This is a genomic window from Bartonella sp. AP1QHHD (assembly GCF_042196265.1).
GTDB lineage: Bacteria > Pseudomonadota > Alphaproteobacteria > Rhizobiales > Rhizobiaceae > Bartonella.
In genome coordinates this window covers 38,712-60,989 of record NZ_JBHIPW010000047.1, presented here as the reverse complement: position 1 = coordinate 60,989, position 22,278 = coordinate 38,712, and the positions used below count along the sequence as shown (strand labels likewise).

Below are 22,278 nucleotides of genomic sequence, written 5' to 3'. Positions count from 1 at the left end.
TTGCATCATCTGCCTCGTCAATAATTTTTAGAACTTGGCTTTCATCCAGTGGTCCCGACCGACCAATGTTTTGATCATCATTATAGACAACTAATAAAATTTCATCAGAATTTATAAGAATTGGATTTTCCATAATTTTTCCTCCCTAACGCCTCTTGGTGATTGTTTGTGCGTGGTTTATGAGATATCTATACCATTATGGTAATATTAAGTCAATACCAAAATGGTTATTTTTTTATTTTATATTTGGAAGGGGTGAAATAATGGATAAAAATCTATTGATTGATGAAAAAATATTAGCGTTTTGGAAAAAATTAACAGAGGATGAAAAAAAGAAATTTATTATTTCTTTTCTTGATAAAATGAAGAAAGAAGATCAAGAAGTTTAACTTTGTTATCATAACTTAGATGTTCGAGCATATCTTCTATTTGTGCATCTAAGTTATTTGTCTCCTGTTCTGAAAACATCAATTGTTTAGGGGTAACGGATAAGTGAGGTGCTAAACGTATAGCCCATTCTTTTGTTAATTTCCGATGACCATTTTCTAAGCGAAAAATCTGTGGTTGACTCGTACCTGCTAATTCAGCTAACTTTTTAGAGCTTAAGCCCATTTTCTCTCTGAAAAATTTTAAGTTATTCATGATTCTTATCCTATAAAAAAATTTTTATCTTTCAAATACCAATACGGTAAAAATCTCTTGCATTAAAAATACCACTACGGTATGATTTAGGAATGTTTAAGCTAAAATCATATTTATTGAAGAATAATATTACTTACGCTGAGTTTGCAGCCTCTATAGGTGTTACACAGACATCAATAGCGCGTTACATAAATAAGAAGAGATTTCCTCAGCCTAGGATAATAAAGCAAATAGCAAAGATTACGGATAATTATGTAAGTCCTAGTGATTGGTATCAAGAAAATTTTGCTACTGCAATACAAGAAAAAGCAACGCCTTCTTTTGTCAAGGGTTCCACTGTTTGCATGAAGCCATGTGAACAAAATGAAATGTTGCAATCTCAATATGAAGAAAAGAATGAACATNAAATGTTTTGCAAAAATCATATTATACTTTTTATATTTTGAAAGATTTAATACAGGAAATAGGTTTTCCAGAAGGCTGTACAATCGTTTTTAATAATTCTGATTGGAATTTTTCTTTTGATGAAAACAACCATTTAATAGCCAAAAATTCTTTAGGACCAGAATTGTCCATAAAGATGCATGGCGACACAAAATATTTCAAAGAAAACTCTCAAAAAATTTTTGAAAAACACAATCGGTCCAAACATTGAATGTAACGAGATGAGGCATGCAGTGTATTTTTGAATTGAGTAAGTTCATTTTTTTTAATTTATGACTAAACGCTCTGTCATAGCAAACATATAAATACGTAGAGCCTTAAGGGGGGATTATGATCACTAACGCACAATCCATTTTATGTCTTGATCTAGGGACTAAGACAGGCTGGGCGATACGTGGTGCGGATGGTTTTATCACAAGCGATACAGAAGATTTTTAATCACGCCGTTTTGAAGGCGGTGGCATGCGTTATCTGCGCTTTAAACGGTGGCTTACTGAACTAAAGAAATCTGTTGATGAAATTGACGCGGTGTATTTTGAAGAGGTGCGCCGGCATGTGGGTACAGACGCTTCTCATATTTACGGAGGCTTTCTAGCAACTCTAACAGCGTGGTGTGAACATCATCAGATACTATATGAAGGCATTCCTGTTGGCACAATTAAGAAGGCAACAACAGGAAAAGGCAACGCCTCAAAAGAAGAAATGATTAAGGCGGTATGTGCAAAAGGACATACGCCTAAAGACGACAACGAAGCAGATGCTTTAGCAATTTTATATTTAATAAAAGAAGGGGATGCGCATGTCTAATGGTATGCCATGGATAAGATTCCATTTGTATGACTGGATAAGTGGTACAAATGGAATGACATCTGAACAAAGAGGCATTTATATCACGCTTCTTGTTCGCATGTACGATAAAAAAGCACCAATTAAAGAAGATTTTGAAACGCTTGCACGTGTTTGCAATTGTTCACAAAAAAAATTTGCGACTATTGTCGAATATCTCATGAGAAATAATAAACTTGTTGAGACAGATAATGGGTTGTGGAATACGCGCGTTGAAGAAGAACTCAATAACCTCAGTGAAGAGCTAGATAATTTTGCCTTTAATAATAATAAAGAAAAGGAGGTAAAATATGTCAACTAAATTACCGTGGACGAGGCTTTTTGCAGATAGGTGGGCAGTAGTTGTCGATTATTTACCTCCTGTAGAAGGTAATATCTATATGAGATTGCGGTTTCGCATGCTTCGTACTGGTGAACCTCTTTTTTGTAACATTAAAGTTTTGTCTCATTACACTGGTTATTCAGTAAAGAAATTTGAGACAGCTTTGAATGTTTTGCTAGAAGAAGGATATATTATTCGTTTAGCAGATGGTCGTTTATGGAATCTCGATGTTGAAGAAGAACTCAACAACTTCACTGAAGAGCTAGATAATTTCACTTGCAATAATAATAATGAAGAGGGAGGTGAAGTATGTCAACTAAGTTGCCATGGACGAGGCTTTTTGCAGACAAGTGGCTTCTTGATCTTGCTTGTTTACCCGCAATTGAAGGCAATGTTTATATGCGATTGCGATTGCAAATGTTGCGCACTAGAGAGCCTCTTGTAAATGATGCGCAAATATTATCTCATTTTACGTGTTGTTCAGTAAAAAGATTTCAGAAGGCATTAGATTACTTATTTAGATCTGGACATATTGTTCTTTCAGAAGATGGTCATTTGTGGTGTCCAGATGTTGAAGAAGAATTAAAAAATTCAGACGAAACTTTAAATAAGTTTGCAGAAAGAGCAGCAAAAGCCGCCAATACGAGGAAACATAAAAATCAAGAAGATTCTTCAAGATGTCTTCAAGAGGGTACAATAACAATATATATATAAAAAAAATAAAACTAACGTTTTATTAAAAAAAGAAATTGATTTTGAAGATTTAGAAACAATCGATTTAGTTGACGAGCCAATCGAGTGTGATGTTGAAAGCCAATCAGAGCAAACCAACCAACCTTCCATTCACGAGCAAGAGAACGTTCCCAAAAAAGCAAAACGAGCGCAAGCTAATCGCGGCTGTCGATTGCCTGCGGATTTTGAACCCGATTACGATTTTGCAATCGAAGAGGGCTTGCCGGCAGAGCGTGTGAAAGTCGAAATCGCAAAGTTTCGAGATTATTGGCGTTCAAAAGCCGGAGCAAATGCAACCAAAACCGATTGGCAAGCAACATGGCGTAACTGGGTACGCAAGGCGGTTGATGATTTAGAGAAAACGAAAAACACGAACAACAATGGTGGAAACAATGGAAACTTTTCAAAAGATCAAAGAACTCGTGGTGGTACCGGAGAGACAATCCGTAATCTTATCGGTGCAACACAGCTTAGTGACGCCTCTACAAGATACCGTGCAACAGATAGAGCAATGTGTAACTCTGGAGTTCCCATGGACCTTGAGAAATGGCATTCAATTGACAGCAACCCTAGAGAAACAAGCTTTAGAAGCTTATCAGACTGTTCAAAACTTACTTACCGTGAAAGCGTCTGTTGAAGACATAGCAGAGGCTCTTGATGTGCTTGAAGGTGGTTTGACAATGCAAAAAGTTTCGAATGTAGAAGCGCGTGCAAAGGCTTATATCGCAGCTCTTAACGGCATTTCACTCTGGTCTTTATTGCAAGCTGTTAAAAATCTTATACGTGGTGAAGCAAAAGGCATGTCCACAACATTTGTGCCCTCATGCGCTGATCTAGCGCAGTATTGTCGTGATTTAGAAAGCAGGCTTTATGGTGTTGCTGAGAGAGTTTTTACAGCAGTTGAAAATACGCGTAACCTAGCCTTAGGAGGCAAGCGCATTTCATTCATGAGAATAGGCAAGCCTAGTGAAGAGTGTCATGACAGTAGCAATTCAAAAGCGGCTTAAAACAGCAAAATAGTGAAAAGTGCTGATTGATACTCTTTGTAGCAGGAAAGAGGTCAACGCATTGAACGATGCATGGCGTCACGTAAAATTGCGTTAATCCGTGTTTGATATCCTTTCCCTTGACTTTTAAGCCACACTAGAACGTCTGAATCCACACGTACTGTTGTGACAGTTTTGGTTGGTTTATAGAATGGATTGCGAACGGCGTTTTTCCAGAATGCATCATTGAGTGACGGAATATCACTATGATCAATTGCACTGTCCGGCATTGCAGCCAGCTTATCAACTTCAACTCTCTGTTTATCTGTCAAAGGTGATAAGTTACCTACATCAATTTCATAAAGAACTTTCTTCTTCATAACGTTTCCTTTCTTTCGAGTTAGCTCGCCGCGCTGAAATAATACGGATTACTTCTATACCATCTTTATCATCATGGACAGTATGCGCCACGAGCGGCAGTAAAAAACCATCCACAAGACCCAAAGTTTGCCAACGATATTCTCCGTTTTCAATACGGTCTTGTTTAACCATGGAGAATAGATCAGAAAAAACATATGCAGCTATTTCAAAACTTTACACGGTGCTTTCTAAGATTACTTTTTGCTTTAGTTTCATCCCATTCAAATCTTATGTTAATACATTTATGTATGTATTTCAAGAGTTTTAAATGAACACTGAACTATTTATGTTTTTTTGCATATTAAATATAATTTTATATGTTAAAAAACAATAATATCCTTTTGAAATAATTGAAAAAATAAGCAAATCATGCTAGGATTTTGTATGTATTAAAATACAAATTTAAGGTAAAAAACATGCTAAATAAAGTGATGTTAATTGGCTATTGAGGTGCTGATCCCGAAAGCAAAACAATGAATTCTGGAACAGAAGTAGTCAATTTTCGTATGGCAACTTCTGAAAGCTATACGGATAAAAATACTCATCAAAAAGTAGAGAAAACTGAATGGCACTCCGTGGTGATTTTTAATCCACATTTGGCAAAAATTGCACTTCAATATCTCAACAAAGGTTCAAAGGTCTACGTAGAAGGCAAATTACAAACACGCAAATGGCAAGATAAAAATGGTCATGACCGTTACACAACAGAGATTGTTTTACCGCAATTCAAAGGCGAGTTAAAGCTCTTAGACGGAAAAAATAACGATAATCAAGAGCCATTATCTTCTTATGACAGAAGTTTCCAGCAACCTCTTGATATGCCTCATACTGTTATAAATGATGAGGTTCCTTTTTGATGTTAATGAGTCAATCCAATTCTTTGCAAATAATTATACAGAATAATATGCTTATGCAACAAGCGTTGTTAGGGAATAAGGGTAATGATGTATCTGCTACTGGTTTTGAAATAGCGATAATCATTGTAGTTATGTTGACATTGGTTGTATTCGTTTGGGGGCTGGCTAATGATAAAATAAAGATAAGTATACTAACTATAATTATAGGTCTCTCTTTATCCACGTGGTTATTTATTTTGGATAAAGAAACATGTTTAGCATCAGATAAAACTGGGAAAGATATTAGACAGACATTTGGGGGTATAAGTGAAAAAAAATAAAAAGAAAGATGCTTACATTTCACAAGTGAAAGTACGTCAAGATCCTGTTAATCAATTGGCAATTGAAATGCGTGCTAAACGCTTTGGTTTGACTATTGAAGAGGCTAAAAATCCGCTTGCTGGTACTTATGTTGGGCGGCTTTGTTTGCAAGGCGTGCTTACTCAAGACCAGTATGATGCTGCGCAAAAATATCTTGAAGTGAAAAATGACTATTTGTGTGCAAAAGGTTTACCAAGCGCTGTTTATGATGAAATACCATCATCTTCTGATGACAAAGCAAGAGAAAAATGGGTTGAATTTGCAACAAAACAATTTTTGAATATGTAAGAGGCGATAAAAGAAACACAACATCTCTATAGACAGTATAATCTTTATGCAGCAGTACAATATCTTGTTTTTGAAGATCAAACATTACCATATCTTGTGAATTCATTGCGGGTCGCTCTTAACGCGCTTCATAAATATTTTGACAGAAAAACTAAATGGTAAATGTTTTATTGTTCTTTTTCCATAAAAGCATGAAAACCTCTTGAAGAATATGCACTAGAATGTTATATTTTTATATAATATTAAAGGGAGTGTTTTATGCACACAACAAAATTACGTAAAGTTGGAGGGTCAGTTATGCTCTCTATACCGCCCGCATTGCTTGATGTTCTTCATCTTTCTGAAAACACGCAAGTGGGTTTGGCTATTGACAATGGACAATTGGTTGTAAAACCACAGGCATTTTCTAGCTATACTCTTGAAGAATTGTTAGCGCAATGTAATCCTTCGGACGATTTTGCAGATGATGATATGGAGTGGTTTGATGCCAAGCCTGTTGGCAGAGAGCTCTTGTAATGAAGCGGGGCGAAATTTGGTTTGTATCGCTTGACCCAACTTCTGGTTATGAGCAAAAAGGAACGCGTCCTGTACTGGTTGTGTCACCGGAGGCGTTTAATCGTGTCACGAAAACACCTATTGTCTTGCCTATTACAAGCGGAGGAAATTTTGCAAGAACAGCAGGGTTTGCTGTTTCATTAGCAGGAACCGGATTACATACAACGGGCGTAATACGTTGTGATCAACCACGAGCTCTCGATATAGCAGCGCGTCAGGGAAGGAAAATGGAAACGGTTCCCCCCATGATTATGAATGAAGTGCTTGCCAAGCTATCAACATTTCTAACTTAGTTTTTTATGCATCTTTAAGAACGATGCTAAAGTAAGCAATGTGACGTGAAACGTTTCTCTGTATAACGCCTTGTAAAAGACTAAGGAAAATAATTCATTCTATTGTACGCAGAAGTGCCTCTTTTTGTTTCTAAAAATAAGAAAGATATGAAGTATTTGTTTTGTTTTATGATTTTTAGTATTTTTATTCTTCACTTATAGCTATTACAATCAACATCTTGAAATTTATCATAACCATAGTAATCTTTATGTTGCTGTTTTAACATTTTACATAGATTGTATCGATTAATATCAAATTTTTCGAGCACTTCGTTTGGAAGATCATATAAATTTCGAGGACCAACATCAAACATATCAACTGCATCAGCTAGGTTATTTGGAATGCGGTTCTCATCTGCATCTGATTTTTGTCCGCAGTTGGTAAGAAAATGCACACTGATTACTATGATTAATAAGTAACTTATTTTTTTTGCTGATAAATAATTCATTATTTCTTTTATGGCTGGAGTTTAAGTATATATTAAAGATTAAGAGTTTTCTTAATAAGGTGATCCATCTTATCAATTTCATTGCTTAGTGCATCAATCATGTTATTTACTTTTTTAATATTCTGATGAAGTTCAAAAAATTGTGCCTCATAATTCAACACATCAGATGTGTGCTTAGACTTAGATGCTTTTGCCATGGCTTGAAGCACTATGTGCCGCTTTTGAACAAGGCTAAAAATGGATTGTATTGTCTCATGTCTTGCTTTGATTGCTTTATTTCGTGTATGAATTATAGTGTACAATCCATAATTCTTTTGTTGATCCTGTCTTGGACTCATATTGAGTAGTTTTATAGTCAGGGCATCCTGTTCTTGAGCTATTGTTTCCCACTCATTGAGGGTGATTTCTAGAAACTTCTGCGTGTCATTCCATCCCCTTTCCGCATTTTCTTTTGCATTTTTTTCTAGGTGCAGTTTTTCAATTATTTTAGAACAAAATAATTCATTTATACTGGCATAACCATGTGCCGTTAGCAAAAGATATGCCATAAAAAACGCAATCATTAATATGTTCTTTTTGAATACAAATATTTTTGTAAATGTCTTTTTAATTCTACATAAAACTGCTTTTTTGAAAAATAACATTAATTCCCCCCCACTTTTTGCTAATCAATAATTTAGCGCTTCCGTATAATTGATTCGTTTAGATAATACAATTGTGAATTGCTTAGTGTTAAAGACACTAGATTTAGGTGAAAAAAATAAAAAATACACAATATCGTGATTTTTTTTGTTGACAGGATATGAAAAATAGTGTTTTATGGCATTGCTGTACTAGTCGAATTGCGTCTAGAATTACGGTAGAGGTATTACCTCTCTTATAAGTTTATCTGATTGTTCAGAGCCCTGCTTTTGCGGTTTTTTTATTGTCTTGTTTACAAAAAGAAACACACATGAAAACCACTGAAAAACTTGTAAAAAGAACGCCCCCAAAGGCAGGTCAAGGGCGGGTAAAAGGTGTGCCAAATAAAACGACACGTATTTTGAAAGAAGCAGTGCTTAAGGCAGCAGAGCGCGCTGGTAAGAAATATGGTGATGATGGTTTGATCTCTTATCTCGAAAAACAGGCAATCAAATGCCCCGCTGCTTATTTAGCGTTGCTTGGTAAGGTGTTGCCTTTACAGGTAACAGGTGAAGATGGGGGAGCCATTAAGATGATAACGCGTGTAGAAATCGCGCCTTTAGTTCATGACAACACGACAGATTAATATTGTTCCAAAACTCATTCCTATTTTTACAGGAGACGCTTTGGTACGAGCGGCTTGGGGTGGACGAGGGTCTGGGAAGACAAGATCATTTGCCTTGATGGCTGCTTTAAAAGGCTATCAATTTGGTAGGAGAGGGATATCAGGCACTATACTTTGTGCACGGCAGTTTCAAAACTCGCTAGCAGAAAGTTCATTGGAGGAAATTAAACGCGCCATTGAAGCGCATGACTTTTTAAAGGACTATTACAAGGTTGGGGAGTCGTCGATTAAGTCGATAGATGGTCGTATAGCCTTTCAGTTTTTTGGTTTAGACCGGAATATTGCCAGTATCAAATCCATGGGGCGTATTTTGCTTTGTTGGGTTGATGAGGCGGAGCCCGTTACAGAGACGGCTTGGCAAACGCTTATACCGACGTTGCGAGAAGAGGGAGAGGGATGGCGCGCAGAGTTATGGGTGACATGGAACCCGTTGCGAGAGAATGCCCCCGTTGAGAAGCGGTTTCGCTTTTCAGACAATGAGGCAATCAAGCGTGTTGAGATCAACTGGTCAGACAATCCGAAGTTTCCCAAGATTTTGAATGAAGCGCGATTGGAGGATCTGAAAAACCGTCCAGAGACCTATAAGCATATCTGGGAAGGGGATTATCTGAAAGCGGTTCAAGGCGCTTATTATCAAAAGGAAATGTTGGTAGCCGAGCAGGAGGGGCGGATAGGGCGTGTTGCTCGTGATCCTTTAATGCAGATACGCGCCTTTTGGGATATTTGGGGGTACGGGCGCCAAGGCAGATGCAACAGCGATATGGATAGCACAGTTTGTGGGGCGAGAGATCAGAGTGCTTGATTATTACGAAGCAGGGGCAGCCTTTATCGGAGCATATCGGTTGGTTGCGTCAAAATGGTTATGAGAAGGCATTGATGGTTCTCCCCCATGACGGTGCGACCAGAGACCGTGTGCCCAATGTGAGTTTTGAGAGCGCTTTAAATGATGCGGGTTTTGAAACGCAAGTGATCCCTAATCAAGGGGCAGGGGCGGTTAAGATGCGTATAGAGGCGGTGCGTCGTATTTTGCCGTCTGTTTGGTTCAATGAAGAGATGACGGTCGCAGGGCGCAAAGCACTGAATTGGTATCACGAGAAATGGGATGAGAAGCGCAATATTGGCTTGGGAGCAGAGCATGATTGGTCCAGTCATGGGGCGGATGCCTTTGGTTTAATGTGCATTGTCTATGAAGCACCCAGTTCAAACCCAAGCAAGAGCGTTATTGCACTATGGAAAGAGAAGCGGCATCATGGATGGCATTCTAGATCAAGACTTTCAAAAAACGACAATCCTCGATGAATATGAAATCTATAAGCGTTTAAAGTCTTGGTACGCAGGAGATAAAGAATCACCAACTGCATCATTATGATACAGTTATTTTTAATAATAAAAGGAGGATTTAAATGGGTAGTTCAAGCTCATCAAATGATTCAAGTAGTAATTCACATCCAAAAAGTTGGCTTTTTCCAGAAGATGATTATAGTACAGACGCTTATGCCCAAGCAGCAGGTACAGGTGGCGTTGTAGGAGCAATATTAGGAGGTGGTGCTGGTGCAGCTGGAGGTTCTATTGCTAGACCAGGAGGTGCAGGTGCTGGCTTACTCGGTGGAGCAGTAAGCGGCGGAATAGGAGGAGCTGGTGATTCAAGTAGTAACTCACATCCAAAAAGTTGGCTTTTTCCAGAAGAAGATGATTGTAGCCCAGGAGCTCATTCCCAAGCAGGCAGGTGCAGGCGGACTCGTAGGAGAAGTAATAGGAGGTATTACTGGTGCAGTTGGAGGTCTTTTTTCTGGACCGGGAGGTGTCGGTTCTGGCTTTGTCAATGGAGCAATAGGAGGTGGACTAGCAGGAGCTGGTGACGCTGTGGTAGATAAATACAATGCATGCTATACGGCACCAAGTTGTGAAACAAGCGATTATGTTGAAGCAGCTGCCATACACGGAGGCATAGGACTAGCATCTGGTGCATTATTTGGTCTGGGAGGAGCAGCAATAGGCGGATTAGAAGGAGCTGCTGACGGTTTTATAGATAAGTACAATGAATGCCATCCGAATCCAAGTTGTGAAGTAAGCGATTATGTCGAATCAGCAGCCATAAAGGGAGGCGTAGGAGCATTAATTGGTTTATTAGGTGGTCCGGAAACAGCAGTAGCAGGCGGATTTGGAGGAGCTATTAGTGGTTTTAAAGATAAGTACCAGCAATGTCATCCGTAAAGTGGAGGGACACTGTTTCTAATTTATTTAGAAAATAGCTAGTAAGATATTTCTGAGATCAGTGATATTGTAAACATACTTTAAAGCTATGGCTAAACTGATTTCAGGGATATTTTTGTGTGTGATAATAGATATTTTATTTTGGATTTTTTTGTTATGAATACTTTTACTCGCTCCTTAGTAACAGCAATTGGATTTGGATTTTGCATGTTTTTTTACAATAGATTTAAAGGTGAGAACTGGAGTATAAAAAGGACAATATTATCAACAATTATGTTTTTTATATTATATTATTCTGGAAATTTATTAGTTAAATATATGGGAATTTTAAAATAATATAAAATCAAGTTGTTATATTATTTTAAAATATAATTATAAGGTGTTATTTGTAGAGTTATTTATAAAAAATAAGTTATTATTTTTATATAATATTTATCTTTAAAAAAATGTTTACTGATTACATTGTGATAGATACTTTAAATCAGTATTATCATCAAGAGTTCTGTTTTTTATTTCCTATTTTTGAATCTTTTTAATTATTTAAAGAATGAGTTGTTTTGAGATTATTGTCTTTTGTATAAGCATTGTCAGTTTATAGTTTTTGAAAAGTGATTCTCTTCTTATGTGTCATATTTATTGAAAAATAAGCAATTTTTATGAAATAAAGTGCCTTATCTCTCTTGATTTTTATCCATCATCTTGTGAGAGAGGAAGTGAGGCGATTTCTGTATCAAGTGCATCCATAAAATCGATAATAAAAGCAGCATTTGTCCCCAAATCTCTTGGCAAATAACGAGAAGCAGAACGCATATCAACAAAAGTTGTATCCCCTTCATCAGTTAAACGAACGACAATATCTGAAATAAAGCCAAGGTAAAAAGTTTTTGCTCTCGTTTCGATATAAATTTCATTTTCTTCGCCTTTGAATTCTCGTTGCGCTACAACAGGCCAATCATATGCAGCTAAAACATTAAGAACAGATTCGCGAATACGGTCAGGTGAGCCATCATAACGGCGCCCCGATATTTCTGGCCATTGTGACATCTGTATTGCTGCTTGTTCAGTCAAAACACTTTTGAGCGGTAAAGCATCGCTGGGACGTATTGTGCGAAAAAAAGCCGGCGGGCTTTGTGTATCGGTAGAAATATCGTAAAGAGCCGGTAAGGTAAACCAAAGTCCAAAAAAGAGCATCAATGGTGTCGCAGTTATGAGTGAATAAATGATCCCTTTTAAAGCTTTCATTCCCCCTAGAGCACCATATAACCATAAACTATGAAGTGCTTTAATAGCCAGAAAAAGAGAAATAATTACACAGCCAGTAGAGATACCTATCAAAATTATGAAGTCGCTTACGTTAATGACGGAAAAACGTTGTAAAATGACTGAAAATAATAAAATAAAGAACGACAATCCACCAAATCGAGGGGACCATACTGCTGCTCTTGAAACGAACCGAACATATCTCTTCTTCATGAAGTTTTTCCCCTCAATTGTAAACTATAAGCCAAGTTTTTTCAGAGTGCTATCTTACAAAAAGCTTATGCTCATAAAACAAAAATAAAGCACTTATTTTTGAGGTCAAGGATGCGTAATGTCTTATAAGTTTCCAGCGATTGTTTTGGCACTTCATTGAAGGTAAACAGTATTTCTTCTATAGTTTATCATGTTATTGATGCGAATTTTATGGGAATGTTTGTAAATAAAAAGAAATAAACTCAAATAACAAGTTTTACAATTGTTAGCAGCATATTTTTTTAGAGCTTTACTCTTGATTTTTCTCTTCTGATTGCGGGGAGTTTTTTCTGTCAGATAATGCGTATCAAATAGGATATGATGATGTGCAATAGAGATTTCATTATATCTCAATAAAAAATTGAGGGATTTATAATCAGATAAATTTGAATATTCAATTAATAGAGAAAAAAGATAACCATTTTGATAGGCTTCATGTATTTTGTATAGAAAGTAAGGTGTTGTACAAATGAGAGGTTAGTCGGTTTTTATTCATAAAATATACGGCAGGTCGCAGATGAAAGGAAAGCTTCACTTTCTTTTTTCGCAAGGGAAGAAGGGACAAAAGTACGTAAAATAACAAACCCTTCATTCAAATTTTTAGCAACCAAAACTGAATTGGTATTTTTTTTAGGTTTTGATTTTTTGAGTTCTATGATTTGTATTGGTTTTCCAATGATAAGATCGAGTGTCGCATCAGGGGCTGTTCGGTCATTAAGGCTATAGAAAATAATTCCGTCGTGTGTGTAGGCTGCTAGTGACCAAAATTGTCGTGTTTTCAAAGCTTTTAAATGAACAGGTCCATTTTCAAGATTAAATCTGCAGACTTTAAGAAGAAAGAGTGGATCAGCAGATTGCTGAATAGGATTATTGGGCGTAAAATCGACAAATTGATAAGAGGTTCCAGATTTTTTTAGTGTTGTCCATATATTATCTTGTGCCCAGGTGGGGATCAGAAAGAGAACGCAAATATGAACAATAATAGCGCCAATGATTGCAAGAAGTGCGATATAAATAAATCTAGTCACAATTTATTTGTCCTGATGGGATTTGTTCTATTGATGGCATTGTAAGCGTTTGTAATGCCGTTGCTGAGATGATTGGGGTATCGTATAAAGTAAGAATAAGCCCGAATTCTTTTTGACTAACTGTTGCAAGCCAATTGCCGGTTTGCGGTGTGGGTGAAATATTAATGCGCAATGAGCCATCATGCTCATAGATAATATTGTCAGTGTGGAGTTCAAAAGGTATTTCTTTGGATGAAGTATAGGGTTTTAGGGATTTGTCAGCTGTATAAAGGGTAAAAAGACGGGTTTCAGGGATGGTGCCTTTGAGTAAATAATGACAGTGATGATGAAGTGGACGCCCTTGGTTATCTTGCCAAATCTGGAATTGAATACCTTCAGTTCGTCCGAGTGAAACAATGCCTTGTTTAGCGGTGCGGGCGCGGGTATAAGGATCCATATTGGCTGTTCCCATTTGTGGATAAGCACTCCATTTTCCAATTCTAAAGAGTCCAAAATGAGGAAAGGAATTGAGCACATAATCGACACTCAGTTTTCCACATAAAATGGAAAAAGCGAAGATAAAAAAGAAAATGGTGATATTAAAAAACATCAGTGAATATCTTGAATTCAAAATGTTGAATCTCCAGTTGTTTTCATTTTCAAAGAAATTGCAGATGTTTTTTTCAGATCTTTGTTAATCAATCGCACAATATTCAATGTTTCAGGAGAAAGCGTAGAGGGTATTGGAGGAGGAACTTCAGAATCTGCATGGGAAGAAAGTACTGGGGGCTGATAAGGAGGAAGGAGAGAATCTTGAACACCATAGAGCTGTTTGAGCATGATATTTTGATGTGCAGCAAGCATGATGCGATGCCATATCATGGCAGGAACGCCACCCCCAAAAGCACGATTCATCGGTGAAAAGTTATCATTTCCCATCCATACGGCTCCCGTATAATTGCCTGTAAAGCCAACAAACCAAGCATCACGATAAGATTGTGATGTTCCAGTTTTCCCTGCGACGAGAGTCATGGGCAGAGCAGCACGCTTACCAGATCCTCGTGTCGTGACACCCACCATCATTTGGTTCATATAAGCTGTTGATTGTCTGCTGAGAACTCGGTGTAACTTATTTCCGTTATGTTCGAAATCCCACACGACACGACCATCAATTGTTTTGATTTGCGTAAACCCATGACGATTACCCGCTATTCCTCCATTGGCAAAGACATTAAAGCCTGTAGCTTGATCCATGGGGGTCATATTGGAAGTGCCAAGAACCATTGTTTTGTGTGATAAAATATGCGCGTTAATCCCCATATTCTTGATGAGATCTATGATGGGTTGGGTATCACGGTTAAGATATTGATAGGTGAGATACACAGGGACTGTATTAATAGAAAAAGCTAAAGCTGTTGCTAAATCAATTTTTCCCAAATAACGACCAGAATTATTTTTGGGTGTCCAACCTCCCCAATTGATAGGAGCATCTAAAACGATTGTCGAGGGAGACAGTCCGTGTTCCAGTGCGGTTGCGTAAACATAAGGTTTGAATGAAGAACCAGTTTGCCGTCCGCCTTGTGTTGCTCTGTTAAATTGGCTCTTTTTATAATCGAGTCCTCCAACAATTGCGCATACGGCACCGTTATTATCGAGTATAACGGTGGCAGCTTGGGTTACGCGATATTGTTGACCATATTGATGTAAATGATATGCGATTGATTCTTCTGCTGCTTTTTGAATATTCGGATCAAGGGTTGTTTGAATAATTAAACTATGGCTTGGAAGTTGATTGCGCATTTTTTTGACTTCCTCGAATGCCCAATCAAGAAAATAATCTGGCTGATTATTTTCTATTTGGGGAAGTGCCTTAGCAGGGTGGCGATGCGCATTGATAATTTGGCTCTTTGTCATAAAGCCACTATTAACAAGATTAGAAAGGACGACATTGGCACGTGTTTGAGCAGCAAAGAGATGACTATGAGGGGCATATTTTGTTGGAGCTTTAAAGAGTCCTGCTAACATAGCAGATTCACTTAAAGATACATGACGTATGTTTTTTCCAAAATAAAATTTTGCCGCTGCGGCAATACCAAAATTGTTTCCTCCCATATAGGCTCGGTCAAGATAAAGTTGTAAAATCTGCTTTTTGCTAAAATTTGCTTCTAGCCAAAGAGCAAGATAAGCTTCTTTGATTTTACGTGTTATGGTTCTTTCGTTTGTTAAAAATAAATTTTTAGCCAATTGTTGTGTGAGAGTTGAACCACCTTGCACCACACCTTTAGCTTGCATATTTTGTGAAATTGCCCGTGTAAGTCCTTGAAAATCAATACCCCAATGATCAAAAAAACGACGGTCTTCTGTAGCGAGAACCGCTTTAATGACAGTGTCAGGCATTTCTTCAACGGGGACAGAGATTGCCGGCAGTGCACCACGGTGCCCAATGGAATTTCCATAGCGATCTAGAAAAAGAATGGAAAAGTTTTTAGGAGAAGACCAATCTGTTTTGGTTAGTTCAAAAACAGAAATGCCAAAAATGGTAAAAAGAGTAAATCCCATCAACCCTAATGTTAGTATTTCATCGAGAACTTCAACGATAAAACGTTTCCATCCTTGAAGATGAAAATTTTGTGAGACGATTTTTGCCTTTTTCCAGAAAAAACTGTTAGCAGAACGAATGTGATAAAGCGCTGTGTCTAATCGTGCGTCTAATTCAATGAGAGCAGGACTATGAAATGGCTTACGGTGTTGCCCTTTCTTTTTTTTAAAAAAATCAAACATTTAAAGAGAGCCTATGGCAAAGCAATACAACCAAACAAATCTACCATAATTATATGGAGTAGAAGTATTTTTTTTCTATAGTTCTAACAGAGAAAGAATTTGTTTTAGAATTATGCATTTTTTGTAAGATAGTATATTAATATTTTATTATTTTATTGAATAAATTTTATTCTCATTATTAAAAATATTTTTTTGATTTTTTAAAAATTTGGAGTAATGATAATATGTTCTTCTGTAAGATAGAGGATAAATTGTTTTCATTTGTGATTTTTTAATCGACCAAAAAAACCATTATTTCTTTTATCCTTTATCAAGGAAGAGAAGAGATGGGTTATTGAAATATTTATGATGAAAAAAAAATTCTTGTTCGTAATAATAGCAGCTTTTTTAGAAGCAGATTCTGTTCTAGCTTCTGGGTGTGCTGAAGTAGGTAAGAAGGCTGCCGCGCAAGAGAGCGGGGTTCTCGTCCGTTCAAAACCGGTTGTTCAGGATGGAAAGGACATGTGTGCAATTGTGGTTGTTGTACCAGCCCGTAATGGTGAAAAGTTACGTCGTGTTGAGTTTTTTGTTCCTGCTGATTAGTCTTTAGCAGATGGTGTTGTGATGCGTATCTTAATTGTTGAAGATGATCGGAATCTTCACCATCAATTAGCAGAAGCTGTAAGACGTGCAGGATATGTTTCCGATAGTGCTTTCGATGGTGAAGAGGCTTATTTTTTAGGTAGCACAGAGTCTTACGACGCGGTGATACTTGATATAGGTTTACCGCAGATTGATGGTATTAGTGTTGTTGAAAAGTGGCGTCAAGAAGGGATCTCCATGCCTGTTTTAATGCTAACAGCGCGAGACCGTTGGTCTGATAAGGTGCACGGTATTGATGCTGGAGCTGACGATTATGTTGTGAAGCCATTTCATTTGGAGGAAGTGATGGCGCGCTTGCGAGCATTAATTCGTCGCACTACGGGACATGCGACGAGTGCATTATGTTGCGGAAATGTTTTATTGGATACAAAGACGTCTCGTGTTTTTGTGGATGGTCAATTGATTAAACTAACATCTTATGAATTCAGACTGCTTTCGTATCTCATGCATCATTGTGACAGGGTCATTTCAAGAACAGAGCTTACTGAACATCTTTATGATCAGGATTTTGATAAGGACTCGAATACAGTGGAAGTCTTTGTAGGTCGGTTACGGAAAAAGCTTGGAGTGGATTTGATTGAAACTATTCGAGGAATGGGATATCGCGTGAGAACGCGAGGTGATTAATGAATGTTTTTGAAGAGAATAATTGGTATAGGAGGTTCTTTTTTGTAATTACTCGATCTCTCAGTTTACGTGTTATGATCTTATCAACATTATGGGTTGTTATTTCTCTTTTATCGATTTCTGCAGTAAGTATTTTATTTTATAAGCGTTCGACTGAACAAAGCTTAGAGCGTATCCTTTCTGCTCAACTCTACAGTCTTATTGCAACAGTGACGGTGTCATCAGAAGGTACTTTAAGAGGAGGGGCTGGGATTGATGATATTCGTTATTCTGATCCAACAACAGGATGGTATTGGGAAGTTGTTGCGATATCCCATAATTTAAAAGGAAGATTGACATCCCCCTCATTGGGAACAGGCGAGATATTTACACCAAGTGATGTTGATATACCTTTTAACAATAAATTCTTTCGCTCTTATCGGATAACGGGGAACAATGGTCAAAAGCTACAAGTGATTGAGAGTGATGTTGTTCTTGATAATAAAAATCATATTGCACGTTTTCGGCTTGTTGGGAATATCGATGAAGCTCATGCCCAGGTAAAGGAATTTAAGCGAACTTTGCAAATTTTTCTTTGGAGTTTCGGTATCGGGAGTGTTCTTATTAATATTGCTATTATTTTCTTTAGTTTTCAACCGTTGAAGCTTATTCGACGTGCATTGAATGATATTCGCGAAGGAAGAGTTCATTATGTTAATACGGATTTAGTAAGCGAAGTGATGCCGCTTGTACAAGAGATGAATACTCTCATTAATAATAATCAGCGTATTATTGAGCGATTTCGCACACAGGTTGGTAATCTCGCGCATTCATTGAAGACGCCTCTATCCGTGATTATGAATGAGACAGATAAGATGCGCGGAGAAAAGGCTAGTTTGTTGAGAGAGCAAACGCAAATAATGCAAGCTCAAATCAATCATTATCTTCAGCGTGCGCGGATTGCAGCACAATGCGATAGTGTTGTCTATCATACGTCTGTTCGCAGTGTGCTTGAACGCTTGGTGCGGGTTATGAAAAAGCTTAATCCTGAAAAACAAATTCAATTTATTATGGATGTTGATGATATTGTTTTTTCTGGAGAGAAGGAAGATTTAGAAGAAATTATAGGGAATTTGATTGAAAATGCTACTCAGTGGTCTCGCGCAAAGGTTTTGATCTCTTGTTGTTTAGAAGAAAATGCTGAAGAAACAGAATATTTTAGTATCTTTGTAGAAGATGATGGTCCTGGTTTAACAGAAGACAAAATTGATGAAGCATTAAAAAGAGGGCGGCGGTTTAATGAAAGTAAACTAGGGTCAGGCTTAGGGTTAGCAATTGTTTCAGATATGGTCAGTGAATATGGTGGCAATCTCTTTTTATCACGTTCTGATTTGGGTGGATTGTATGCAAAAGTTTTATTACCTAAGATGGGAGAATAACATATTTTCTCCTTAAGCAAGAAATGTCTATAAAGTTTGTAAAGCAGTATTTTCAGACAATACATCAAAGAGTAGGGAAACATTGTTTTTAGTTTCTTTGTTTAATTGATGTATATAATAGATTTTATAATATTCTCCATGAAAAAATGAATTTTTATTAATTCACATCATTTTTCTCATGAAGAGGATAAAATGTAAGCGAGTTATTCTCTGTTCGTATTGGAAAAAAACGATATGCTCTTATTAATTTTTGCAGCATTTTTTCTGATTTTTCTGGCAAGTGTTCTTTTTCTTTCACTACGTTTTGACGATGAGATAAAAAAAGAATGGAAAGTTCAAACCATGGATGGTTACAGAAGCCATAAGCGTATGATTGAGTTTAACAAGCTTTATATGCATTATAAAAAAAGAAATATTCTTAAGGCTTTAAGTATCTTGTTTGTTCTCCTTATGACATGGAATATTTATGGGCTGACAGGCAATCCAGAAGTGAAAAGTTATTTTTTTAGCGAATTAATGGATAAAAATCCTCAAACTCTTAGTAAGCAAGAAAAGCTTATTCGTTTACAAGTGCTTTTTTTCCGTGCACCTCATGATGGCAAGCTAGCAGATGCGTTAGCGGTAGGGTATCTCGAAGAAAGCCTTTTTCAAGAAGCAGTGAATACTTATTTAGATGCACTTCGTTTGAATGGAGAAACAGCTCCAAGGCTTGTAGGATACGGTTTAGCATTGGTTGGTTATGAAGGGGGAGTGATAACGCAAGAAGCGCAAAATGCTTTTCAAAAAGCAGCAGATTTAGCGCCAACAGATTTTTATCCACGTTTATTGTTGGCAGATGCATTGCATCAAGCAGGAAAAACTGCGCAGGCAGTGCAATTTTTACAAAGCTTTCTTGATACAATGCCTGAAAATTTTTCAGGACAATCACGTGTTAAAAAAATGATGATTCAGTTACGTGATTTATCGAGTGATCATACAAAGAAAAGAAATCTTGCACCTATGTAGAAGATGTGCAAAGCTCTTAAAAAATAATAGTTATAACGTATTTAAAATTTTTTCGCAGAGTGTCTATGAACAGTCAATCTTTAAAGAATTCTACCTCATGGAAGGTTATTTTAGAGCAGCGAAAAAAAAAGCGCTTACTGATCATATTATTATGTTGTTTGGTTATAACAATTGCAGCAAGTCTCATAGTGTATGCAATGCGTCATGCGGTCAGTTTTTTTAGAATGCCCTCTGAAATTACAAGAGAAGATATTTTAACGGAGCGCCCTTTGCGTTTGGGTGGCTTTGTTGAAAAGGGAACTGTTCAATATGTTGGAGAGAGAGGCGTTGTTTTTTTTGTAACGGATAACAAAAAACATGAAAAAGTAGTTTTCAATGGTGCCTTACCGGATCTTTTTCGTGAAGGTCAGGGGGTGATCGTAGAAGGGCATTTCGATAAACAGGGATTTTTTATAGGGATGCGTATTTTAGCAAAACATGATGAAACTTATATGCCTAAAGAAACAGCTGATCGTTTGAAAAAACATTACATTATGGAGAAATAATTCGATTGTGCTTGTCGAACTGGGTCATATTTTTTTAGCTGCAGCATTTTCAGTAAGCTTATTAGGGGTATTTTTACCTGCTTTAGGTTTTTGGTGGAGAGAGCGTTTGTTAATGCAAACAGTTGTTCCTCTAACATATATTACTTTTACATTACTGCTTTTATCTTTTTTAGTGATAATTTATGCTTATGTTGTATCTGATTTTTCTGTTTTGAACGTTGTTGAGAATTCTCATTCAGAAAAACCGATGCTCTATAAAATTACAGGTGTTTGGGGCAACCACGAAGGCTCTATGTTGTTGTGGGTTTTAAGTCTTGCTTTTTTTAGTGCATTGATGGCTTTTTTTAGCCAACATTTGCCAGAAGATTTTAAGACGCTTGTTTTAATTTGCCAAAGTTGGATTACAACTGCTTTTCTTTTATTTATTCTTTTTGTATCCAATCCATTTTTACGCGTAAATCCACCAGCATTGCAGGGAAATGGTCTCAATCCTCTTTTACAAGATATCGCATTAGCAATTCATCCACCGCTACTTTATTTAGGTTATGTCGGTTTTTCACTTTGTTTTTCTTTTGCCGTTGCGGCATTGATTATGGGACATGTTGATAGAATTTGGGCGCGTGGGATTCGTCCGTGGCTTTTACTTTCTTGGTGTTTTTTGACATTGGGTATTATGGTTGGCTCTTATTGGGCTTATTATGAGCTAGGATGGGGGGGGTATTGGTTTTGGGATCCTGTTGAAAATGTTTCGTTTATGCCGTGGCTTTCAGGAACGGCTCTTTTACATTCTGCGCTTGTTCTCGAAAAACGAGAAATATTGAAAAGTTGGACTCTGTTTTTAGCGCTGCTTACTTTTTCCCTTTCTCTGATGGGAACTTTTCTTGTGCGTTCTGGGCTTTTAGTTTCTGTTCATAGTTTTGCTGTTGATTCAGCACGCGGGCAAGCAATTCTTGCTCTTTTATTTTTTTTTACGGGAGCTGCTTTTCTTCTTTTTGCTTTGCGTACCCCTATTTTAAAAACAGAAAGATTTTTTCAACCAATTTCACGTGAAGGGTTTATTGTTTTAAATAACTTGTTACTGACAACAATAACAGCAACAGTATTGATTGGTACGCTTTATCCTTATTTTATTGAGATATTAACAGGGCAAAAAATTTCTGTAGGGGCTGCTTTTTTTAACCTTACCTGTGGACCGCTAATGGTTTTGCTGTTGTTGTTTGTTCCATTTGGGACAATGATGGCATGGAAACGCGGTGATTTTCTTGCAGTTTTTGAACGGTTGTGGTTTGTTTTTGTATTGGTTGGTATCGTCTGTTTTATAATATTCTATGCGGCATCTGTGCGTGATATTTTTGCAGTTTTAGGGATTGGGCTTTCAGCGTTTGTTTTTTTAGGCAGTTTAGCGGATCTATGGGGAAAGAGTGGATATGGCAAGAGAGCTTTTTCAGTACGCGTTAAGAGATTTCTTGGATTGCCATGGTCTACTTTTGGTGCAGCAATAGCACATATGGGATTAGGCGTTACATTATTTGGTATTGTTTGCGTGGCAAGTTTTGGGCAAGAACGTATTTTAATCATGAACGTAGGGGATAGGGTGACGATAGCGGATAAAACGCTTCATTTTGATGCAGTGTATGATGGTGTTGGTTCGAATTATTCAACAATGGAGTTTTATTTTAAAATATATGAAAATAAAAACATTGTAGGTCATGTAACAGCCTCAAAGCGATTTTATTCAAGCCAAAATACATCAACAACAGAAGTTGGTCTTAAACATCATGGCTTATCACAGCTATATATTGTACCGGGACATATTGATAATCGGGGTCTCGTTGTGCACGTATGGTGGAAGCCTTATGTAATATGTATTTGGTTAGGGGCATTCATGATGGCTATGGGGGGATGTCTTTCTCTTCTGGGGTATTGGTTTCGCATTGGTATGTACAATAGGGTAGTGCTTGCTTTAAATTTTTGGAAAAAACATTGAG

General features: G+C 37.1%; 24 protein-coding genes and 5 pseudogenes. 20 read left to right on the top strand and 9 right to left on the bottom strand.

Features of this window, described 5'->3' with window-relative positions; genetic code table 11:
- Window positions 1-342: 342 nt before the first annotated feature.
- Window positions 343-642 (bottom strand): helix-turn-helix domain-containing protein, encoded by a 300-nt coding sequence (locus ACFIME_RS04440; RefSeq protein ID WP_015856266.1) that lies wholly within the window; start codon window positions 640-642, stop codon window positions 343-345.
- A gap of 92 nt (window positions 643-734) precedes the next feature.
- Between ACFIME_RS04440 and ACFIME_RS04435 the strand changes: the two genes are divergently transcribed.
- From ACFIME_RS04435 to ACFIME_RS04410, 6 genes and pseudogenes are all read left to right on the top strand, one after another.
- Window positions 735-1,088: a helix-turn-helix domain-containing protein gene (locus ACFIME_RS04435; RefSeq protein ID WP_375684560.1), complete on the top strand. Its 354-nt coding sequence runs from the start codon at window positions 735-737 to the stop codon at window positions 1,086-1,088.
- Between the two features lie 328 nt (window positions 1,089-1,416).
- A pseudogene (locus ACFIME_RS04430) lies at window positions 1,417-1,893 on the top strand (crossover junction endodeoxyribonuclease RuvC).
- A complete protein-coding gene (locus ACFIME_RS04425; RefSeq protein ID WP_375684559.1) occupies window positions 1,886-2,233 on the top strand; it encodes a DUF1376 domain-containing protein in 348 nt (115 codons plus the stop codon). The pseudogene ACFIME_RS04430 and the gene ACFIME_RS04425 overlap by 8 nt, the downstream one beginning before the upstream one ends.
- Window positions 2,223-2,523, top strand: a pseudogene (locus ACFIME_RS04420) (DUF1376 domain-containing protein); the annotation flags it as partial. The gene ACFIME_RS04425 and the pseudogene ACFIME_RS04420, both read left to right, overlap by 11 nt.
- A gap of 40 nt (window positions 2,524-2,563) precedes the next feature.
- Window positions 2,564-3,623, top strand: a pseudogene (locus tag ACFIME_RS04415) (hypothetical protein).
- Window positions 3,526-3,993 (top strand): hypothetical protein, encoded by a 468-nt coding sequence (locus tag ACFIME_RS04410; RefSeq protein ID WP_375684558.1) that lies wholly within the window; start codon window positions 3,526-3,528, stop codon window positions 3,991-3,993. The pseudogene ACFIME_RS04415 and the gene ACFIME_RS04410 overlap by 98 nt, the downstream one beginning before the upstream one ends.
- 53 nt (window positions 3,994-4,046) lie before the next feature.
- Here ACFIME_RS04410 and ACFIME_RS04405 read toward each other — a convergent pair whose 3' ends face one another.
- Together ACFIME_RS04405 and ACFIME_RS04400 are read right to left on the bottom strand one after the other, a co-directional pair.
- Window positions 4,047-4,352 (bottom strand): BrnA antitoxin family protein, encoded by a 306-nt coding sequence (locus tag ACFIME_RS04405; RefSeq protein WP_375684557.1) that lies wholly within the window; start codon window positions 4,350-4,352, stop codon window positions 4,047-4,049.
- Window positions 4,330-4,524, bottom strand: coding sequence for a BrnT family toxin (locus tag ACFIME_RS04400; RefSeq protein ID WP_375661775.1), 195 nt, complete (start codon window positions 4,522-4,524; stop codon window positions 4,330-4,332). Before ACFIME_RS04400 ends, ACFIME_RS04405 begins: the two co-directional genes overlap by 23 nt.
- A gap of 341 nt (window positions 4,525-4,865) precedes the next feature.
- Here ACFIME_RS04400 and ssb point away from each other — a divergent pair, with 341 nt between their 5' ends.
- The 5 genes and pseudogenes from ssb (at window position 4,866) to ACFIME_RS04375 (ending at window position 6,745) form a co-directional block, all read left to right on the top strand.
- Complete coding sequence (gene ssb / locus ACFIME_RS04395; RefSeq protein ID WP_375661776.1) at window positions 4,866-5,249, top strand: single-stranded DNA-binding protein; 384 nt, start codon at window positions 4,866-4,868, stop codon at window positions 5,247-5,249.
- Window positions 5,249-5,569: a hypothetical protein gene (locus tag ACFIME_RS04390; RefSeq protein WP_375661777.1), complete on the top strand. Its 321-nt coding sequence runs from the start codon at window positions 5,249-5,251 to the stop codon at window positions 5,567-5,569. Before ssb ends, ACFIME_RS04390 begins: the two co-directional genes overlap by 1 nt.
- A pseudogene (locus tag ACFIME_RS04385) lies at window positions 5,556-6,059 on the top strand (hypothetical protein). The gene ACFIME_RS04390 and the pseudogene ACFIME_RS04385 overlap by 14 nt, the downstream one beginning before the upstream one ends.
- 96 nt (window positions 6,060-6,155) lie before the next feature.
- The gene (locus tag ACFIME_RS04380; protein ID WP_375661778.1) at window positions 6,156-6,413 is read left to right on the top strand and encodes an AbrB/MazE/SpoVT family DNA-binding domain-containing protein; all 258 of its coding nucleotides are present in this window, start codon (window positions 6,156-6,158) and stop codon (window positions 6,411-6,413) included.
- Window positions 6,413-6,745: a type II toxin-antitoxin system PemK/MazF family toxin gene (locus tag ACFIME_RS04375; RefSeq protein WP_375636703.1), complete on the top strand. Its 333-nt coding sequence runs from the start codon at window positions 6,413-6,415 to the stop codon at window positions 6,743-6,745. Before ACFIME_RS04380 ends, ACFIME_RS04375 begins: the two co-directional genes overlap by 1 nt.
- 191 nt (window positions 6,746-6,936) lie before the next feature.
- Here the strand turns inward: ACFIME_RS04375 and ACFIME_RS04370 are convergent, their stop codons facing one another.
- Window positions 6,937-7,233 (bottom strand): hypothetical protein, encoded by a 297-nt coding sequence (locus ACFIME_RS04370; RefSeq protein WP_375684556.1) that lies wholly within the window; start codon window positions 7,231-7,233, stop codon window positions 6,937-6,939.
- 32 nt (window positions 7,234-7,265) lie between these two features.
- Window positions 7,266-7,877, bottom strand: a complete 612-nt coding sequence (locus tag ACFIME_RS04365) for a hypothetical protein (RefSeq protein WP_375684555.1) — start codon at window positions 7,875-7,877, stop codon at window positions 7,266-7,268.
- Window positions 7,878-8,185: 308 nt separating this feature from the next.
- Between ACFIME_RS04365 and ACFIME_RS04360 the strand changes: the two genes are divergently transcribed.
- The 3 genes and pseudogenes from ACFIME_RS04360 (at window position 8,186) to ACFIME_RS04350 (ending at window position 10,753) form a co-directional block, all read left to right on the top strand.
- Complete coding sequence (locus ACFIME_RS04360) at window positions 8,186-8,500, top strand: hypothetical protein (RefSeq protein ID WP_375684554.1); 315 nt, start codon at window positions 8,186-8,188, stop codon at window positions 8,498-8,500.
- A pseudogene (locus tag ACFIME_RS04355) lies at window positions 8,481-9,804 on the top strand (PBSX family phage terminase large subunit). The gene ACFIME_RS04360 and the pseudogene ACFIME_RS04355 overlap by 20 nt, the downstream one beginning before the upstream one ends.
- Window positions 9,805-10,228: 424 nt before the next feature.
- The gene (locus tag ACFIME_RS04350; protein WP_375661781.1) at window positions 10,229-10,753 is read left to right on the top strand and encodes a hypothetical protein; all 525 of its coding nucleotides are present in this window, start codon (window positions 10,229-10,231) and stop codon (window positions 10,751-10,753) included.
- Window positions 10,754-11,440: 687 nt separating this feature from the next.
- Here ACFIME_RS04350 and ACFIME_RS04345 read toward each other — a convergent pair.
- The 4 genes from ACFIME_RS04345 to ACFIME_RS04330 form a co-directional block, all read right to left on the bottom strand.
- A complete protein-coding gene (locus ACFIME_RS04345) occupies window positions 11,441-12,226 on the bottom strand; it encodes a DUF1499 domain-containing protein (protein WP_375684553.1) in 786 nt (261 codons plus the stop codon).
- A 527-nt stretch (window positions 12,227-12,753) separates the two neighbouring features.
- The gene (locus tag ACFIME_RS04340; protein ID WP_375661783.1) at window positions 12,754-13,293 is read right to left on the bottom strand and encodes a hypothetical protein; all 540 of its coding nucleotides are present in this window, start codon (window positions 13,291-13,293) and stop codon (window positions 12,754-12,756) included.
- Window positions 13,286-13,882, bottom strand: coding sequence for a DUF1214 domain-containing protein (locus ACFIME_RS04335; protein ID WP_375654977.1), 597 nt, complete (start codon window positions 13,880-13,882; stop codon window positions 13,286-13,288). The genes ACFIME_RS04340 and ACFIME_RS04335 overlap by 8 nt, the downstream gene beginning before the upstream one ends.
- A 17-nt stretch (window positions 13,883-13,899) precedes the next feature.
- Complete coding sequence (locus tag ACFIME_RS04330) at window positions 13,900-16,053, bottom strand: transglycosylase domain-containing protein (protein WP_375684552.1); 2,154 nt, start codon at window positions 16,051-16,053, stop codon at window positions 13,900-13,902.
- Between the two features lie 345 nt (window positions 16,054-16,398).
- On the opposite strand from ACFIME_RS04330, the gene ACFIME_RS04325 reads away from it, so the two are divergent.
- The 6 genes from ACFIME_RS04325 to ACFIME_RS04300 all read left to right on the top strand — a co-directional run bounded on the left by ACFIME_RS04325 (window position 16,399) and on the right by ACFIME_RS04300 (window position 22,277).
- Entirely contained in the window at window positions 16,399-16,635 is a 237-nt protein-coding gene (locus ACFIME_RS04325; RefSeq protein ID WP_375622279.1) for a hypothetical protein, read from the top strand.
- 21 nt (window positions 16,636-16,656) lie between these two features.
- Complete coding sequence (locus tag ACFIME_RS04320) at window positions 16,657-17,322, top strand: response regulator transcription factor (RefSeq protein ID WP_375634257.1); 666 nt, start codon at window positions 16,657-16,659, stop codon at window positions 17,320-17,322.
- A complete protein-coding gene (locus ACFIME_RS04315) occupies window positions 17,322-18,740 on the top strand; it encodes an ATP-binding protein (RefSeq protein ID WP_375654975.1) in 1,419 nt (472 codons plus the stop codon). The genes ACFIME_RS04320 and ACFIME_RS04315 overlap by 1 nt, the downstream gene beginning before the upstream one ends.
- Before the next feature lie 234 nt (window positions 18,741-18,974).
- Complete coding sequence (locus ACFIME_RS04310) at window positions 18,975-19,745, top strand: tetratricopeptide repeat protein (RefSeq protein WP_375684551.1); 771 nt, start codon at window positions 18,975-18,977, stop codon at window positions 19,743-19,745.
- Window positions 19,746-19,810: 65 nt separating this feature from the next.
- On the top strand, window positions 19,811-20,290 hold the full coding sequence (ccmE, locus tag ACFIME_RS04305) for a cytochrome c maturation protein CcmE (RefSeq protein ID WP_375634251.1): 480 nt from the start codon (window positions 19,811-19,813) through the stop codon (window positions 20,288-20,290).
- Window positions 20,291-20,297: 7 nt separating this feature from the next.
- Window positions 20,298-22,277: a heme lyase CcmF/NrfE family subunit gene (locus ACFIME_RS04300; RefSeq protein ID WP_375684550.1), complete on the top strand. Its 1,980-nt coding sequence runs from the start codon at window positions 20,298-20,300 to the stop codon at window positions 22,275-22,277.
- Window position 22,278 lies beyond the last annotated feature (1 nt).

Excerpts from the sequence above, each read along its gene's own strand:
- ACFIME_RS04380 (WP_375661778.1), top strand. The coding sequence starts at position 6,156 with ATGCACACAACAAAATTACGTAAAGTTGGAGGGTCAGTTATGCTCTCT.
- ACFIME_RS04330 (WP_375684552.1), bottom strand. The coding sequence starts at position 16,053 with ATGTTTGATTTTTTTAAAAAAAAGAAAGGGCAACACCGTAAGCCATTT.
- ccmE (WP_375634251.1), top strand. The coding sequence starts at position 19,811 with ATGAACAGTCAATCTTTAAAGAATTCTACCTCATGGAAGGTTATTTTA.
- ACFIME_RS04440 (WP_015856266.1), bottom strand. The coding sequence starts at position 642 with ATGAATAACTTAAAATTTTTCAGAGAGAAAATGGGCTTAAGCTCTAAA.
- ssb (WP_375661776.1), top strand. The coding sequence starts at position 4,866 with ATGAATTCTGGAACAGAAGTAGTCAATTTTCGTATGGCAACTTCTGAA.
- ACFIME_RS04400 (WP_375661775.1), bottom strand. The coding sequence starts at position 4,524 with ATGGTTAAACAAGACCGTATTGAAAACGGAGAATATCGTTGGCAAACT.
- ACFIME_RS04310 (WP_375684551.1), top strand. The coding sequence starts at position 18,975 with ATGCTCTTATTAATTTTTGCAGCATTTTTTCTGATTTTTCTGGCAAGT.
- ACFIME_RS04350 (WP_375661781.1), top strand. The coding sequence starts at position 10,229 with ATGATTGTAGCCCAGGAGCTCATTCCCAAGCAGGCAGGTGCAGGCGGA.
- ACFIME_RS04390 (WP_375661777.1), top strand. The coding sequence starts at position 5,249 with ATGTTAATGAGTCAATCCAATTCTTTGCAAATAATTATACAGAATAAT.
- ACFIME_RS04405 (WP_375684557.1), bottom strand. The coding sequence starts at position 4,352 with ATGAAGAAGAAAGTTCTTTATGAAATTGATGTAGGTAACTTATCACCT.
- ACFIME_RS04325 (WP_375622279.1), top strand. The coding sequence starts at position 16,399 with ATGATGAAAAAAAAATTCTTGTTCGTAATAATAGCAGCTTTTTTAGAA.
- ACFIME_RS04335 (WP_375654977.1), bottom strand. The coding sequence starts at position 13,882 with ATGTTTTTTAATATCACCATTTTCTTTTTTATCTTCGCTTTTTCCATT.
- ACFIME_RS04315 (WP_375654975.1), top strand. The coding sequence starts at position 17,322 with ATGAATGTTTTTGAAGAGAATAATTGGTATAGGAGGTTCTTTTTTGTA.
- ACFIME_RS04345 (WP_375684553.1), bottom strand. The coding sequence starts at position 12,226 with ATGAAGAAGAGATATGTTCGGTTCGTTTCAAGAGCAGCAGTATGGTCC.
- ACFIME_RS04365 (WP_375684555.1), bottom strand. The coding sequence starts at position 7,877 with ATGTTATTTTTCAAAAAAGCAGTTTTATGTAGAATTAAAAAGACATTT.
- ACFIME_RS04375 (WP_375636703.1), top strand. The coding sequence starts at position 6,413 with ATGAAGCGGGGCGAAATTTGGTTTGTATCGCTTGACCCAACTTCTGGT.
- ACFIME_RS04425 (WP_375684559.1), top strand. The coding sequence starts at position 1,886 with ATGTCTAATGGTATGCCATGGATAAGATTCCATTTGTATGACTGGATA.
- ACFIME_RS04370 (WP_375684556.1), bottom strand. The coding sequence starts at position 7,233 with ATGAATTATTTATCAGCAAAAAAAATAAGTTACTTATTAATCATAGTA.
- ACFIME_RS04320 (WP_375634257.1), top strand. The coding sequence starts at position 16,657 with ATGCGTATCTTAATTGTTGAAGATGATCGGAATCTTCACCATCAATTA.
- ACFIME_RS04360 (WP_375684554.1), top strand. The coding sequence starts at position 8,186 with ATGAAAACCACTGAAAAACTTGTAAAAAGAACGCCCCCAAAGGCAGGT.